This window comes from Streptosporangium sp. NBC_01639 (assembly GCF_045209755.1).
In the GTDB taxonomy this organism is placed as follows: domain Bacteria; phylum Actinomycetota; class Actinomycetes; order Streptosporangiales; family Streptosporangiaceae; genus Streptosporangium.
Genome location: NZ_CP109272.1, coordinates 7,000,935 through 7,016,969, shown reverse-complemented (window position 1 = coordinate 7,016,969; position 16,035 = coordinate 7,000,935). Strand labels below are relative to the sequence as shown.

General features: G+C 69.4%; 13 protein-coding genes. 7 read left to right on the top strand and 6 right to left on the bottom strand.

The annotated features are described in order from the left end of the window. Positions 1-31: 31 nt before the first annotated feature. The gene (locus tag OHA77_RS31975) at positions 32-1,510 is read right to left on the bottom strand and encodes a von Willebrand factor type A domain-containing protein (protein ID WP_326824488.1); all 1,479 of its coding nucleotides are present in this window, start codon (positions 1,508-1,510) and stop codon (positions 32-34) included. A 219-nt stretch (positions 1,511-1,729) separates the two neighbouring features. Between OHA77_RS31975 and OHA77_RS31970 the strand changes: the two genes are divergently transcribed. After that, positions 1,730-3,499 carry an asparagine synthase-related protein gene (locus OHA77_RS31970; RefSeq protein WP_406313050.1) on the top strand — a complete coding sequence of 590 codons (1,770 nt, stop codon included), beginning with the start codon at positions 1,730-1,732 and terminating at the stop codon, positions 3,497-3,499. An 87-nt stretch (positions 3,500-3,586) separates the two neighbouring features. Here OHA77_RS31970 and OHA77_RS31965 read toward each other — a convergent pair whose 3' ends face one another. Then, complete coding sequence (locus OHA77_RS31965; RefSeq protein ID WP_406313049.1) at positions 3,587-4,015, bottom strand: MarR family winged helix-turn-helix transcriptional regulator; 429 nt, start codon at positions 4,013-4,015, stop codon at positions 3,587-3,589. A 129-nt stretch (positions 4,016-4,144) separates the two neighbouring features. Here OHA77_RS31965 and OHA77_RS31960 point away from each other — a divergent pair, with 129 nt between their 5' ends. Both OHA77_RS31960 and OHA77_RS31955 read left to right on the top strand, forming a co-directional pair. Next, positions 4,145-5,035 (top strand): MBL fold metallo-hydrolase, encoded by an 891-nt coding sequence (locus OHA77_RS31960; protein WP_406313047.1) that lies wholly within the window; start codon positions 4,145-4,147, stop codon positions 5,033-5,035. 14 nt (positions 5,036-5,049) lie between these two features. Continuing rightward, positions 5,050-6,306: an MFS transporter gene (locus OHA77_RS31955; RefSeq protein WP_406313046.1), complete on the top strand. Its 1,257-nt coding sequence runs from the start codon at positions 5,050-5,052 to the stop codon at positions 6,304-6,306. 11 nt (positions 6,307-6,317) lie between these two features. Here OHA77_RS31955 and OHA77_RS31950 read toward each other — a convergent pair whose 3' ends face one another. Further along, on the bottom strand, positions 6,318-6,779 hold the full coding sequence (locus OHA77_RS31950; RefSeq protein WP_406313045.1) for a MarR family winged helix-turn-helix transcriptional regulator: 462 nt from the start codon (positions 6,777-6,779) through the stop codon (positions 6,318-6,320). Positions 6,780-7,395: 616 nt separating this feature from the next. On the opposite strand from OHA77_RS31950, the gene OHA77_RS31945 reads away from it, so the two are divergent. The 4 genes from OHA77_RS31945 to OHA77_RS31930 all read left to right on the top strand — a co-directional run bounded on the left by OHA77_RS31945 (position 7,396) and on the right by OHA77_RS31930 (position 13,435). Next, the gene (locus OHA77_RS31945) at positions 7,396-8,880 is read left to right on the top strand and encodes a sulfatase (RefSeq protein WP_406313044.1); all 1,485 of its coding nucleotides are present in this window, start codon (positions 7,396-7,398) and stop codon (positions 8,878-8,880) included. Between the two features lie 739 nt (positions 8,881-9,619). Continuing rightward, positions 9,620-10,816, top strand: coding sequence for a hypothetical protein (locus OHA77_RS31940; protein WP_406313043.1), 1,197 nt, complete (start codon positions 9,620-9,622; stop codon positions 10,814-10,816). 596 nt (positions 10,817-11,412) lie between these two features. Further along, entirely contained in the window at positions 11,413-12,798 is a 1,386-nt protein-coding gene (locus OHA77_RS31935) for a selenium-binding protein SBP56-related protein (RefSeq protein WP_406313042.1), read from the top strand. Positions 12,799-12,835: 37 nt separating this feature from the next. Continuing rightward, positions 12,836-13,435 carry a hypothetical protein gene (locus OHA77_RS31930; protein ID WP_406313041.1) on the top strand — a complete coding sequence of 200 codons (600 nt, stop codon included), beginning with the start codon at positions 12,836-12,838 and terminating at the stop codon, positions 13,433-13,435. Positions 13,436-13,500: 65 nt separating this feature from the next. Here the strand turns inward: OHA77_RS31930 and OHA77_RS31925 are convergent, their stop codons facing one another. From OHA77_RS31925 to OHA77_RS31915, 3 genes are all read right to left on the bottom strand, one after another. Next, positions 13,501-14,343 (bottom strand): SCO6745 family protein, encoded by an 843-nt coding sequence (locus OHA77_RS31925; protein ID WP_406313040.1) that lies wholly within the window; start codon positions 14,341-14,343, stop codon positions 13,501-13,503. Then, a complete protein-coding gene (locus tag OHA77_RS31920) occupies positions 14,343-15,134 on the bottom strand; it encodes an SDR family oxidoreductase (RefSeq protein WP_406313039.1) in 792 nt (263 codons plus the stop codon). Before OHA77_RS31920 ends, OHA77_RS31925 begins: the two co-directional genes overlap by 1 nt. Before the next feature lie 61 nt (positions 15,135-15,195). Continuing rightward, positions 15,196-15,936 carry an SAM-dependent methyltransferase gene (locus OHA77_RS31915; protein WP_406313038.1) on the bottom strand — a complete coding sequence of 247 codons (741 nt, stop codon included), beginning with the start codon at positions 15,934-15,936 and terminating at the stop codon, positions 15,196-15,198. Between the last annotated feature and the right edge of the window lie 99 nt (positions 15,937-16,035).

The window sequence follows — 16,035 nt, the reverse complement described above, 5'->3', positions numbered from 1 at the left end:
ACAACGCGCCCTACCCCGTAATCATCGGCGCCTATCCCAGCGAGGCCGCTCGGCCGATCAGACCGGCGAGATCGGTCACCGTGGCGTCCTCGGTGGAGGCGGCCAGGCGCGTGGCGTGCTCGGCGAGCTCTCCGGCCCCCACCCCGGCGATCTGCTCATGGGTGCGGAGATACTCGGCGAAGGCGGCCGCCACCACGTCCACCTGGAACCTCGGCGACGGCCCGCTCCACAGGGAGGCCGACAGGTCGGCCGACTCCAGGGAACGGCTGGCCTCACCGGGGTCGCGGGTGTCGGGGTCCTGCCAGCGTACGGTGGCCATGGCCAGCTGGCCGGAGGCCCCGCTGCGCAGCCGTACCTTGTAGAGGGCCGTCACCGAGTGCCCCGGGCCGATCTCGCCGCCGTCCTTGGCGTCGTCACGGAAGTCCTCGGTGGCGATCTGCCGGTTCTCGTAGCCGATCAGGTGGTAGGACTCCACAGCCGAGGGATTGAACACCACCTGCGCCTTGGCGTCACGGGCCCGGAGGTCGAGGTTGGTGGCGAGCTGTTCGACGAACACCTTGCGTGCGTCGTCGGCCGAGCCGACGTAGACCGCGGCGCCGTCGCCGTTGTCGGCGAGCTGCTCCATCAGCTGGTCGCCGTAGTCACGGCCGACGCCGACGCAGAGCAGGGTCACCTGCCGGCCGGCGAACTCCTTCACCCGGGTGAGGATGCCCTGCCAGCTGGTGTCGCCGGTGTTGGCCAGGCCGTCGGAGAGCAGGATGACCCGGTTGGTGGCCGCCGGGCGGAAGGCGCGCGACGCTTCGGCGTAGCCGGTGGTCAGCCCCGATTCCAGGTTTGTGGACTCCCGTGCGGCGAGGCGCTCTATGGCCGCGTGCAACGCGTCCCTGCCGTCGGCGGAGGTCATGGGGACGACCAGCTCGGCCTCGCCGCTGAAGGCGACGACGGAGACCTGGTCCCCCGGTCCGAGCTGGTCGACGAGCTTGTGCAGAGCCTCACGGACCAGGTCGAGCCGGCCGGGCTCACCCATCGAGCCGGACACATCCACGACGAAGGTCAGGTTCGCCGGACGCCGCGCCTCCGCGTCCGCCTTGCGGGTCTGCAGGCCGACCCGGACCAGCGCGGTGCCGTTCTCCGGCATGCGGGCGCCATCCAGGTGCACGGTGAACCCGTCGTCCCGGGGTTCCTCGTAGTCCTGGCGGAAGGAGTTGACGAACTCCTCCGGCCGGATCTGGCCCGGTTCGGGCAGCCGGCCCTCCTGGAGGACCCGCCTGGCGTAGCCGTAAGAGGCGGTGTCCACGTCGAGGGCGAAGGTGGAGATCTGGTCGGTGGTGGTGTCCCGCTCCTCAGTGGCGCCGGTGTCCCGGTCCTGCGCCTGGGACGGGGCCGCCTGTCCGGGACCGTTCCCCTGGTCGGTGGCAGGCTTGCTGCCACCGCCATCCGATCCGCCGCAGGCGGCGACGAGCAGCAGAGCGATCACGGTGAGGGCAATGGCGAGCGTGCGCGTGTTCATGTCGCCTCCGTAGGATGCGTGTCACCTCCTACGACGACTCCCCCCGAGAGCAAGTCGGGCACTTCACCCAAGCGACTGCAAACCGTGCTCAGCGCGTGATCAAGGCTTCCGATTCGGGTCGCGCCCGCCGAGGCCGAGCAGCCGGTCGAGCGACAGGACGCCCTCATTTCCGGCAAGCTCCCGGCTGTCTTGAAAACATGCACCATAAGATCCCTCAACATGCGCGTATATCTCGGCCTGGCGGCCAAAAACCCGGAAACCGGTATCCCGGACGCGATGCTGCACGCCGTCAGGGGCGCGATCGACGCCGCGTTCCCCGTCCCACCGGAGGTCATCAGGCCCCGCGAGTGGCATCGTCCCGGTGTCTCCCTGTTCGCCTGGACCAACGAGCCGGACGACTCCCGGCAGCCGGCCCTGCTGTCCGCCGGGCATGACCGGGTGACCGGGGTGAACGGCCATCTGGCCGCGCCCGGCGAGATCGACCGGCTGGCGGGCATGCCGGAGCTGAGCACCGAGGCGGTCGGCGGATGCTTCTCGGTGTTCCGCGCGGGCGGCCGCGAACTGTCGGCCGCCACCGCGATCCACCGGGTCTGCCCGGTCTACTACGCCGAGACCCCCGACGTGCACGTGATCGGCAGCCGTGCGCTGCTGGTCCACCTCGCCGCCCGCGGCGACCGGGTCGAGTGGGACGTACTCGCGCTGCAGTCGCTGATCCGGCAGGGCTACTTCCTCTCCGACGAGACGCCCTACCGGGGGGTGACCGCGCTGCCGCCTTCCTCGGCCGTCACCGTCACCGGCGGCCGCCGTACGATCACTCGGACTCCGCTCCCCACCGCGGCGCCGGCACCCACCACGCGCAGGCAGAAGAAGGCACTCGTCGAGGAACTGGCCGGCGCGCTGCTCGCGACCGTGGAGCCGCTGCGCGCGGCGGGGGAGCCGGTGAACCTGGCGCTGACGGGCGGCCGGGACAGCCGCCTGGTCGCCGCGGTGCTGCACGCCGCCAAGGTCCCGTTCCGAGCGACCACCAACGGCCTGGACGACCACCCCGACGTGGTCATCGCCGGCCGGATCGCCAGGGCACTCCGCGTCGAGCACACGGTCATCCCCCCGGTCCGCGCGGAGAAGAAGGACGCGATCCTGGTCGAGCACCCGCTGGCGCGGACCTACGAGACGCTGCGCGCCTGCGAGGGCATGACGTCGGCCTACGAGTCCATCGTCGGCTACCTCCCCTACAACGCCAGGCCGACCATGTCCGGGCAGAGTGGCGAGGTCCTGCGCGCGGGGACCTTCCTGCTGCTCCAGGCGGACCTGAGCGCCAAGGCGCTGGGCCGCCGGGTGGACGCCACGTTCCTGCGTGATCCGGCGCTGTTCGGCGAAGCGGCCAACGCGCACGCACGCGAACTGGCCCGGCCATGGAAGGAACGGCCGGGGCTGGAGGCGCTCGACCACATGTATGTCTCCTACCGGATCGGCCGCTGGCAGGCCGGCTCCCGGGCGGGAGCCCTGCGCCGGGGCGATCCGATCTGGCCCTTCCTCGACAACCGGGTGGTACGCGCGGCGCTGGGCCTCGACCAGACCTGGCGGCTGTCGGAGGAGGCGATCTACGAGCTCATCGCCGGGTTCGCACCGTCGCTCCGGAACATTCCGATCGAGGGCAAGCCGTGGCGCTTCACCGTGGGCAGGCGCTACCACCCCTGGCAGCGGAGACCGCAGTCTCTCACGGCGCCGAAGACCGGCGCCGGCTGGAACTGGCGGACCGGCCCCGGAGAGGCACTAACGGCCGTGCTCCGCGAGCATGTCCTCGACCACCTCGACCTGCTGACCCCGATCGTCGACCCTGACGAGGTCCGCAGGCTGTTCGCCGAACCGGTGCTCAAGAAGCCCACCCAGGCCTGGCATCTCTACACCGTGGCCACGATGCTGGCGGGCGCCTACCCCGGCAAGGCGCCCGAAGGACTCGCCCAGATCCGCGTGCCCATCCCCGCTTGATCTCCTCCCCACGGCTGACGCCGGGGATTCCCACCCTTGCCGGTCGGATCTCCTGCTGCACCGCCGGTCGCCCGGCAGGAGCTCAACTCACGGACGGGTGATGGCCTGCTCGATCAGGCCCTGGAGGACGCCCTGCTGCTCGGAGGTGAGGCCGGCCAGCGGTGAGTCCTGGGTGAGGAGTTCGAGGAGCCGTTCGCGGAGCGCGGTGCCCTCCGCGGTGAGGACGAGTTGCTTGGCGCGGCGGTCGGTGGGGTGCGCACGGCGCTCGATCAGGCGCTGTTTTTCGAGCTTGTCGACGACGAAGGTGGCGTTGGAAGGCTCGCAGCTCATGCGCTCGGCGAGTTCTCCCATGGTCATCGGCCCGGCCATCTCCCGCAGCGCGGTCCCCTGGGCCGCGGTGAGGCCCAAGGCGACGGCGCGTTCGCGCAGGTGATCGGCGATCTGCTGGGCCAGTCCGTTCACCAGACCGCACAGCCGCCGCTCGGCGATGGCCTGCGGCTCTGAGGACGTCGTCATGCATCCCATCCTAGCAAGTCCATCAAGCCATAATATTTACAGCTTGAACATTCCTAGCTTTATGCTTACTGTGGCCTGGTCGCCGCCGGGAGACGCGGCGACGACCTGACGACGAAGAGGAGAGGGACCATGGCGAACTCCGTGGTTGACCAGGACCAGCGACTGCGGCGGCCGGCGGGCATCCGCTCGGTATGGCTGGGCGACACGAAGGTGTCCTACGTGCCGGACGGGGCCGTGCAGGGGAGGCCGCGCGACTGGCTGCCGGACACCACCGATGAGACCTGGGCCGCTCATCCGGAGTACCTGGACGCCTCCGGCTATCTCGTGGCGAGTATCGGCGGCCTCCTGGTGGAGCGCGGCGACCGCGCCCTGCTGATCGATGCGGGATTCGGCCCGCAGTCGCTGCCGGCCGAGCCGGGAAGTCCGAACGGCGCCATTTACGGTGGTGCGCTGCTGGACAGTCTGGCCGAGCTCGGCCGCAGGCCGGCGGAGATCGAGGCGGTGGCCTTCACCCACTTGCACATCGATCACCTCGGCTGGGCCTGGCATTCGGTTCCGGGCGGTGACCGGCCGGTGTTCGCCCATGCCGAGTATGTGGTGGCCGAGCCGGAATGGGCCCAGCGTGACCTGCTGGAGGCGGGGGGTACGACCAAGGAGATCGTCGCCGCGCTGGCACCGCGCGTGCGTACGGTGACCGGCGACCAAGAGATCTTCCCCGGCGTCGAGATGCAGATCACCGGTGGTCACACGGCCGGACACGCGCAGTACGTCATCACCGGGGGCGGAACCCGGCTGATCGCCTTCGGCGACGCCCTGCACTCGCCGATCCAGGTGGACCACCCCGAATGGGGCTGCGTCTACGACGACGACCGTGCCAGGTCCGCCGAGCATCGCCGTCATCTCGTCGCCGAGTTGGAAGAGCCCGACACGATCGGTTTTGGCATCCATTTCGCCGATGTGGTGTTCGGGCAGGTCCGGCGGGATGGCGACGGCCCCGCCTGGCGGCCCCTGAACGCCTGATCCGGCGGGTTCCCGTGACAACGGCGATCACCTCCAACCCGTCCACCCGCTCGCCCGTACGGCACTGGCCGGGAGTTGTCGCGACCGCGCTGATCACGACCGTCGCAGTGATGCCCGGCTTCACCGTCGGCGCCCTCGCCCCGGCCATCGAACAGGACTTACATGTCTCCCGTACCGCCGTCGGACTGACGATCAGTGCCTTCTACGCTGCCACGGCCCTGGGCTCGCCCATCACCAAGCGGGCGGCGGCCCGCCTGCCCACACCCGTGGTGCTCGCCATCGCCGCAGTGGTCGCCTGCGCCGTGATGCTCATCGTCGCCCAGGCGAACGATCTGGCCGCGATGACGGCAGTCTTGGTGGCGGGCGGGCTGAGCAACGGCCTCGTCCAGCCTGCGGCGGGCAGACTGATCGCGGCACGCGTCCCCAGGCGCCGGCGTTCACTGGCCGCCGGCACGATCGGCGCGGCGCTGGGCGCTGCCACTCTCGTCCCTGGCCTGCTCGTCGCCATCGTCGTGCCGGCCTACGGATGGCGCACAGCCATGGTGATCGCCGGCCTGATCGCCCTCATCCCGGTCACGCTCACCCCGCTGACCCGCGGCCTGCTCGACCCGTACCGGGGGCGGGTCGAGCAGGCCGCCACCGCTCGAAGGACCAGCGGCGTGCTGGTGCTGTGGGCTCTGGCCGCCGCCCTATCGGCGACCGGCAACAACGCAGTGGCCACGTATTTCATTCAACTCGGCACCCACTCCGGGCTGCCTGCCACCGTCACCGGGAACCTGCTGTCGCTCAGCGCTCTGCTCGCCATCGCCGTACGACTCATCGCAGGCGCCCTCACCGATCGCGCCCCTCACCGCAACCCAGCGCTGATCACCGCGATGATGCTCACTGGAAGTCTCGGGCTCGTACTCATCGCGATCGGCACGCCGGCGACCTTCGTACTCGGCGCCGCGCTGGCATTCTCCGCCGGGTGGGGCTGGACCGGGCTCCTCCTCGCCACCACCTTGCGACTGGTGCCCCATAAAGCCGAGAACGCCGGCCACACCGTCCAGGTCGGCGTCTACACCGGCGCCACCATTGCCCCCTACACCTTCGCCGCGCTGTCCAGCACCTTCGGCTACGCCGGCGCCGCCCTCATCGCCGCCGTCGCCGCCTTCGCCGCAGCCGCGGCCATGATCACCGGAACGCTGCTGTCCCGACGCCTCGACGAAAGTCCCATCCGAAAGCGGCGATGCCCCCGAGGAGGAGCCGAGCAGGGCATGACTCTCAATTAAGGGTTCGACGGTCAGGGCAAGGCACCGGTCGATGCCGGACCCGTCTGAGCGATGCGGTCGAGAAAGCCGTTGATGAGTGCCAGTTCCGCGGAACTGTAGTCGGCGAGGACGGTCGCGAAGTGCCGGCCCTGCTCCGTGTACAGCGGCGCCAACTCCGTCTCGGACTTGCCCTGATCGAGAACGACGAGGACCTTACGGCGGTCGGCCGTATCGCGTTCGCGGTGGACGAAGCCTCTCCGCTCCAGCCGGTCGACGACTCCGGTCACCGCGCCGGTGCTGAAGCCCGTCAACCGGGACAGACATCCAGGGGTGAGAGGACCGTTCAACTCCAGCAGGTGGAGGAACTGCCCGTCACTCGGACTCAGTCCGATGGTGTCGGCGGTCCGGGCGTTGAAAAGCACCGTGTTCACGATCACCTGCCGCAACGACCGAGCGACCGCCTCCACCGCCGATCGCCGCTCCACATCACTCACAACGCGACAACTCTCTCTTGAAGCAAGACACTCTATAAACGAGTCATCCGTGAAAGTAAATTCTAGACGGTGGCGGCGCGGGTAGGTGCGTCCACCCGAAGGCATTCACGATCGACCGCGACCTCCCCGGCACCCCTACAGGCCCGCACTCCGGGCCGCCGAGTTCGGCCCCATCGGCGCGCGTGTCGACACGATCCCATCGGGTGCCATCCGTACGCCCACGGACGACGGGTCCGAAGAGCATGCGGCCGAGACGATGATGCGCGGCACAGCCGCCATGGCCTGATCGCCGCCCCCCATCCACAGACGGGACACGCAACCGACCTCCTTACAGGAAAAGAAAACCCGGTAATCCCACTTGTTAAGTAGGTATTGTGCGCATTGCACATAAATGTTTAGCTTCTGGTATGCCGACCGAGATCGATCTGACCAGACGGTTGCACATTGATCTGATGCGGGCCGGTGCCACCCGCCGCCTTACCGGCTGAGCACGCCGACGGCTCCCGCGCCTGACGCCGTCCTTCCCTTCGAGCCACGCAGCACGGTTCCGCTTCCACGGGTTCACGATGACCAGGGCCCTGTTCCGCCCTCGCTTCCACCCTTTCGAAGGAGTCGCATGCCCGCACGCCCGCTCCTACGTCAGCTCATTGCAACCCTGCTCGCTCTGACCGGTGTCACCGCACTGACGGCGGCCGCCGCCGCACCGGCCGGCGTACTGGCGGCCAAGCCCAACGTGGTCGTCATCATGGTCGACGACATGAACGCGGCCGCCCTGCAGTACCTGCCCAACGTACGGTCGCTCCTCGCCACGCCGGGTACGACCTTCGACAACAGCGTGGTGTCCTACTCGTTGTGCTGCCCGTCGCGCAGCACCTTCCTCACCGGGCAGTACGCGCACAACCACGGGGTGCTGGGGAACAAGTTGCCGGACGGCGGGTACGAGAAACTGCCCGCCGCGGAGACCCTGCCGGTCTGGTTGCGCCGGGCGGGCTACGCCACCGCGCACGTCGGCAAGTTCCTCAACGGCTACGGCCGCGAGCGACCCACGGAGATCCCGCCGGGCTGGGCCGAATGGTACGGCTCGGTAGACCCGAGCACCTACCGCATGTGGAACTACACGCTCAACGAGAACGGCACCCTGCACACCTACGGAGTGGCCGGAGCGGAGAATCCCGCGCTGTATCAGACCGACGTCTACGCCCGTAAGGCCGTCGACTACATCCAGCGCAAAGCGCCGGCCAACGAGCCGTTCTTCCTGTCCTTCGCACCGCTGGCGCCGCACGGTGAGGGGGCCGCCACCGGATCCGACCTGTCCCAGCGCAACCCCCGCCCCGCGCCCCGGCACCGTGGTGATCTGGAAAGCGTGAAGCTGCCCAAGCCACCCAGCTACGACGAGGCGGATGTCTCCGACAAGCCGGCAGCCATCCGCAGCAAGCCCCGGATCACCCCCGAGAACGAAGACCGGATCGAGAACGTACGGCTCAAGGGGCGGTTGGAGTCCCTGCTCTCCGTGGACGAAGCGGTCGCCGACATCGTGGCCGCGCTGCAGGCGTCCGGCGAGCTGGCCAACACGCTCATCGTGTTCACCTCCGACAACGGCTGGATGCAGGGCGAGCACCGAATCCAGAGCGGAAAGATCGTTCCCTACGAAGAGTCGATCAGGGTGCCACTGATCATCAGAGGACCCGGCCTCCCGGCCGGCGGACACGTCAGCACGCTCGCCGCCAACATCGACCTCGCACCGACGATTCTCGACGTCGCGGACGCGAGCGCCGGGGTGACCGTCGACGGTCGCTCGCTCCTGCCGATCGCCGCCGACCCCGCGTCATCGGCCCGGGGCATCGTGATCGAGACCGGTCCCAAACAGAGCGGCAAGTGGTACGCCGGTCTACGGACCCCACGGTGGAAGTACGTCGAGCACTCAACCGGCGAACGAGAGCTGTACGACCTGCAGCAGGACCCGTACGAGCTCGCAAGCGTGCACAACGACCCACGCTATGCCGCCACGCGGCGGGCACTGGCCGATCGGCTCGCGACCCTGCGGACGTGTGCCGGCGCCGTGTGCCGACAGTGGACCCCGGTGCCCGCGCCGACACTCTGACCGGCGCCACGTCGGCCGACTGCCCGGTCCGTGACAACTTCGCGCACGGGCCGGGCTGCTTACCGACCGAGACCGAGGCTGGTCTGCGGAACATGATGGACACGGTCCAAATAACCCACACACGACATTGTACGGATATAAGTCGCTTATTATAATCGATCGCAACGAAAAGAAAATTGGACACTAAATGGCGATTGAAATTCACGGCAAGTAAAGAAACGCGCATGCGTCGCCAATTATATTCACCATTCTCGAATGGCATTTCTTTCATTTTCGCCCGACCGTCAAAAGAATTATCGTGAGGCGTTTTCTTCGAATGCGATGGGATAGACAAGGCACGTGTCTACTCTCATGAAACGGACCCTTGCGGGCGGTGCTCTCGCCGGGGCCTTCCTTCTTCTGCACTCCCCTGTTCCTGCCTCTGCCTCTACAGATTCGCGACTTCTGGCATCGACGCAGACCCGTCACGGAGCAGCCGGATTCGTCGATTACTCATCGCCGGATCCCTGTGCCCCGCACTATCTCACCGTCTGCCAAAGCCTCGTCGCCGTGCCCCAGCTGGTTCACTCTTATAGCGTCTGGGACACCCAGGTAGTCACTCCTACCCCGTCGGCGCCATCGACGGAGCAGACGGGTTACATTCCGTTGTGCAAGCGACTGGGCTTGCCGATCTACCTCTGCAAGATTCCCCGAGGGCCGGCCGGACCTGCTGGTCCTGCAGGTCCGGCAGGACCGGCGGGTGCCAATGGTCTCCCCGGACCTGCAGGACCGGCAGGACCGGCAGGACCGGCAGGGGCCGACGGCCTCCCCGGACCCGCAGGACCGCAGGGACCGGCAGGGGCCGACGGCCTTCCTGGGGCTCAAGGACCGGCAGGCGCCGACGGCCTCCCCGGTGCTCAAGGACCGGCAGGACCGGCAGGGGCCGACGGCCTCCCCGGTGCCCAAGGACTGGAGGGACCGGCAGGACCCCAAGGACCCGAAGGACCGCAGGGACCGGCAGGACCGGCAGGGGCCGACGGCCTTCCCGGGGCTCAAGGACCGGCAGGCGCTGACGGCCTTCCTGGGGCTCAAGGACCGGCAGGGGCCGACGGCCTCCCCGGTGCTCAAGGACCGGCAGGCGCTGACGGCCTCCCCGGTGCCCAAGGACTGGAGGGACCGGCAGGACCCCAAGGACCCGAAGGACCGCAAGGACCGGCAGGACCGGCAGGACCGGCAGGGGCCGACGGCCTTCCCGGGGCTCAAGGACCGGCAGGCGCTGACGGCCTCCCCGGTGCCCAAGGACCGGCAGGGGCCGACGGCCTCCCCGGTGCCCAAGGACTGGACGGACCGGCAGGACCCCAAGGACCCGAAGGACCCCAAGGACCGGCAGGACCCGCAGGACCGGCAGGACCGGCAGGGGCCGACGGCCTTCCCGGGGCTCAAGGACCGGCAGGCGCTGACGGCCTCCCCGGTGCCCAAGGACCGGCAGGGGCCGACGGCCTCCCCGGTGCCCAAGGACTGGACGGACCGGCAGGCGCTGACGGCCTCCCCGGCGCCCAAGGACTGGACGGACCGGCAGGACCCGAAGGACCCCAAGGACCGGCAGGACCCGCAGGGGCCGGCCTCCCCGGACCTCAGGGACCGGAAGGACCGGCAGGACCCCAAGGACCCGAAGGACCGCAGGGACCGGCAGGACCCGCAGGGGCCGACGGCCTCCCCGGCGCCCAAGGACTGGAAGGACCGGCAGGACCCTCGGGCGCCGGCCTCCCCGGACCTCAGGGACCGGCAGGACCCCAAGGACCCGAAGGACCCCAAGGACCGCAGGGACCGGCAGGACCCGAAGGACCGGCAGGACCCTCGGGCGCCGGCCTCCCCGGGCTCACCGGACCGCAGGGGCCCGAAGGCCCCACCGGTCCCACGGGACCCCAGGGAGTTCCCGGACCGACAGGTGCCATAGGCGCCACGGGACCCGCCGGACCGGCAGGACCGCAGGGTCCGGCCGGAGCGACGGGCACACCGACCTCGACGGGCGCACCCACCTCGGGTGGCACGCCGACCTCGGGTGGCGTGGTAGGAGTACCGGTTTTCGGTCCTCTGAACATCTGCCCGACCGTAACGGTCTGCTCGCCCATGGCCGTCTGCGCTCCCACAAGGTTCTGCTGAGATCCTGGGAGGCCCGGTCGGCCTCCAGTCGGACACGCCGCTCCGGAGTCCTCTGAACCGGACCGCTGTCCGAACGGCTCAGCAGTACAGATGACAAGCAAGTAGGACACCGAGAGGTGCGGGGCGTCATCGCCCCGCACCTCTCCGTTTTTCCGGAACTCGCCGTCGGCACCCCGGTCCGTCACCGGCGCAGGGCCTGCCGGGTCATGGCGGATGTGCCCGTCAGGTCTCCAGGAGTGGTGAGGACCGTGACATCCGGCAGGGCCGGTGGCCGCGAACGTCCCGTCCGCCGGCGCGCATCGGTTACTTGATACGACCTATGGACAACAGAGAGTTTTCCCACAACATTGGTTGGGTACCGGTCCCGGCCTACAAGTCCAGGAGTCCACCGTGCCGCTCATTCAGCCCGACCCCACGTTCTACCCTTCGGCCCGTGAGGCCATGCTGGCCCCTCGGGAGGGGCTCGCCTACGTCGCCCTACTGGACGCCACCGGGGAAGGACGTCCCGACGGGCTCGCCACGATCGACCTGTCCGACGGGACGATCGTCGACGTACACGACATGTCCGTCCCAGGCGATGAGCTCCACCATTTCGGATGGAACGTGTGCAGTGCGGCGCTGTGCCCGTACGCCCCGCATCCGCACGTCGAGCGGCGCTATCTCGTCCTTCCGGGGCTGAGATCCAGCAGGATCTACATCTTCGACGTCAAGGACGACCCCCGGCACCCCAAGCTCGTCAAGACGATCGAACCGGAAACGATCTTCAAAAAGACCGGCTACAGCCGCCCGCACACCGTTCACTGCGGAACCGACGCGATCTACATCAGCGCGCTCGGCAACGTTGACGGTGACGCCCCCGGCGGGGTGTTCACGCTTGACCACGACACCTTCGAGCCGAAGGGCCGCTGGGAGGTGGACCGGGGCTCACAGGAGCTGCACTACGACTTCTGGTGGCACCTCGGCCACGACACGATGATCACCAGTGAGTGGGGCACCCCCAACCAGATCGAGGCGGGGCCGTCACTGGAGCTGCTGGTCGGCCGCCAGTACGGCCACAAGCTACACGTCTGGGACCTGTCCAAGCGCAGGCACCTACAGGAGATCGACCTGGGCGACCAGCACCAGATGGCCCTGGAACTGCGTCCCGCCCACGACCCGGCCAAGACCTATGGCTTCGTCAACACCGTGATCAGCGTCGAGGACCTGTCGGCGAACATCTTCACCTGGCATCTGGAGGACGGCCTCTGGAAGGCCCGCAAGATCATCACCATCCCGGCCGAGCCGGCCTCGGCCGATCTGCTGCCCGAGCCGCTCAAGCAGTTCGGTGCGGTGCCACCTCTGGTCAGTGACATCTCGCTGACCCTGGACGACCGGATCCTGCTGGTCTCCTGCTGGGGCACGGGCGAGCTGAAGGCCTACGACGTCTCCGACCCGTTCAGTCCCCGTGAGACCGGCTCGGTCCGGATCGGCGGCATCGCCGATCGCCGCCCTCATCCGGCCGACCCCGGGAGGGCGCTGAACGGCGGGCCCCAGATGGTCGAGGCCAGCAGGGACGGGCGGCGGGTCTACTTCACCAACTCGCTCTACCGCTCCTGGGACGACGCCTTCTATCCCGACGGAATCTCCGGATGGATGGCCAAGGTGGACATCGCCGACGACGGCTCGCTCTCCCTCGACCCCGGCTTCTTCGTCGATTTCGCCTCCGACGGCCGACGAGCCCACCAGGTCCGCCTGCAGGGCGGCGACTCCTCCTCCGACTCCTACTGCTTCTCTTGACCGCTGCTCGGCTCATGGCATCGGCGGGGCACGCGTCATGGATCTGACCTCCGCGCTGATCCTCGTCGGACTCGGCGCCTTCCATGGTCTGAACCCGGCCATGGGCTGGCTCTTCGCCGTCGCCCTCGGTCTGCAGGAGCGCTCACGGGCGGCGGTGCTGCGCGCACTGCCGCCCATCGTGCTCGGCCACGCGGGATCGGTGCTGATCACGCTCGCGCTGGTTTCGGTCGCGCGCCTGGCCGTACCACCCAAAATCATCTCGTTCGGCGTGGCGGCTCTGGTCTGCGGATTCGGGGTCTGGCGGCTGGTGCGGCGGCGCCATCCCCGCTGGGTCGGGATGAAGGTGACCCGATGGCAGCTGGCCGGCTGGTCGTTCCTGATGGCCACCGCCCACGGCGCCGGCCTGATGGTGGTCCCCATCACCCTGCACAACGGGCACGGCACCGCCGAACTGGCCTCGCAGAGCCTACTGGCCACCGCGATCCACACGCTGTCGATGCTCGCGACGACCACCGCCGTGGCCATGCTCGTCTATGAGCGGCTGGGAGTCGCGGTGCTCCGCAAGGCATGGTTCAACCTCGACTACGTGTGGGCCGTCGCCCTGATCGGCGCGGGGGTCTCCGCCGCCTTCACCTGATCACGGCGGGCCGGCGCCACCGTCGACGGCGCACACCGGAGACGGTGGGCCGGCCGGGACCGGCGTCAGAGGGAATCAGGGGAAAAGGTGAGCAGGCCCGCGTCGACCACAGCCCGGCCGAAGATCCGGGCCAGCTCGGCCAGCCGGGCGAGTTCGGCGTCCGAGAGCGTCGCGTAGGCGGGAAGGGCCAGTTCGTCGGTGCGGTCCTCGATCCGCTGCCGGAACGTCCGGCCCTCCTCGGTGAGCTCGCCGCCGTCCAGCAGACCGCGCCGGCGCAGCGACTCCTCGGCCGCCGCCCATTCCTCCTCCGGCCAGCCCCGGCTGGCCTTCAGGAAGACGGCCGGGGCGCTCCCGGTCGCCCCGTGCAGGATCAGCGCGTCCAATCCGCCGACGCCTTCGGCCAGCAGCGCCGCGACATGTCCGTCGCCGCGGAACTCGCGCAGCAGGGTCTGGGCGTGCCAGAGCTCTAGCACCGGGTGGTCCGGCCAGGGCAGTGCGGCGTGCGCGGCGAACAGCGGCCGGCCCGGCAGGTGCTCCACGGCCCTCTCCGCGGCCCTCCTGGCCAGCGCCGTGGTCTCGGCGAGTTCCGCGATCTCGTGGACACCCGCCCGGCGCAGGGCCGCGGCGGCGGCGTCGAGACGGGCCGCGACCACCTTCTCCGGGGTCGTGATCTCCCAGGCGGCCGGGAGCGCCTGCCGTACCAGGGTGGGGCAGAAGTTGTAGAAGGCCGCGATGACCAGTTCGGGCGAGGCGGCCCCGAAGGCGGCCCCGCGGGAGGCGAAGTAGCCCGCGCGGCCTTTCAGGCCGAGGGCCGCGTAACGCTCGGCGGCCTCGGGCACGAAGTAGATCATGCCGTGCAGTGGTTCCAGGCGGCGCCAGGCCTGACGGGCCAGGTGGACGTCGGACATCAGGCCTCCAATGAGTCGACGAAGCGGGCCATGCCGGCCAGCCAGCGATCCGGATCATCGGCCTTGCGCCGGACGAACTCGGCGACCTCCGGATGCGGGAGGATATGGAACCGTTCGGCGGCGAGGCCCTCGATCACCGTGCCGGCCACGGTGTCCGGATCGAGAATGGCGCCGGAGGCGCCCACCGCCCTGGCCGTGAGATGGTCCTCGGCGATCCCCTGCTGGAACATGCCGGTCCGCACGCCCTGCGGGCAGAGCACGCTGACCTTCACCCCCCTGGTCGCGTAGTGGATGGCCACCCACTCGGCGAAGGAGATCGCGGCCGACTTGGTCACCGCGTAGGGGGCGTCGCCGGGGCAGCTCACCAGCCCGGCCGCCGAACAGGTGCTGAGCAGGTAACCCTCACCGCGCTCCACCATTCCGGGGATGACCGCCCGCGCCGCGTAGACGTGGGCCAGGACGTTGACCGCGATGGTCCGGGTCCACTCCAGGTCGGTCGCGTCCAGCCCGTGGCCGGTGACGATCCCGGCGTTGGAGCAGAACAGGCCGATCGGTCCGAAGGCGCTCTCGGCCGCGGTGACCAGGTCGTGCACGTCGTCCTCGACGGACACGTCGGCCCGTACGGCCACCGCCCTGTCACCGATCTGCTTGGCCACCTCGGTCGCGCCCGTTTCGTCGAGATCTGCCACCACCACCCCGGCGGCGCCCTCGGCGGCGAACCTCAGGGCCATCGCCCGCCCGATTCCGCTCGCGGCCCCGGTCACCACGACGACCTTGTCCCGCACCCGCATTGCAGCTCCCTTAAACCGACCAGTCGGTATCTGGGAACCTATTCTTACCCGCGAGTAGCCGTCAACGGCGGCGCAGCACGAAGACACCCCAACCGAGGTACCGCCTGCCATACTCCACGTGAGAGCGGCGCTCGCGCTCCAGGAACGCGCGCACCTCCGCGGCGTCGGGGTCGGCCGGGTTGTCGCGCAGCCAGTCGCTCAACGTCCACCAGTGGCCCGCCACGTAGCGGTCCCAGCTGTCGGGGTCGGCGAGGACCATCTCCAGCACCTCGACCCCCGCCGCCTCGAACCGGTCGAAGGTCCCAGCCAGCGAGGTGAAATCCGCCGGCTCGGCGCCGAACGCCTCATAGGCCCCGGCAGGCGGTTCGGAGAGCCAGTACGGCTCGCCGACGAGGAGGACACCGTCCTCCTTCAGGGCGGGGAGCATCAGTTTGACGGTGCCCTCGAGACCTCCCCCGATCCAGGTCGCCCCGATGCAGGAGACCACGTCGAATGCCCCCGGATCCGCCCGGTGGGCCCCCGCGTCGCCCCGCTCGAAGCGCACCCGGTCCTCGACGCCCAGTTCGCGTGCCCGTTCCCCGGCCGCGTGCAGGAAGACCTCGCTGATGTCGACCCCGACACCCTCGATCCCGTGCCGCAGGGACCACTGGCAGAGCATCTCCGCCTTCCCGCAGGCCAGATCGAGCTGGCGCATGCCGGGTGCGAGCCGGGCGACCTCCCCCAGCAGCGTCAGCTTCTCGGCGGTGAACGGATTGAGGATGCGATGACCGCTCTCGGCGATCTCATGGAAGCGCAGTGACATGGCGACCATGATTTCGCGGCGTGCCGCTCCGGCCAACCGGTTAAATCATGGACGCCCACCGCGCCGCGGGCCGCTCAAGCCCCGCCGCCCAACTCTGCC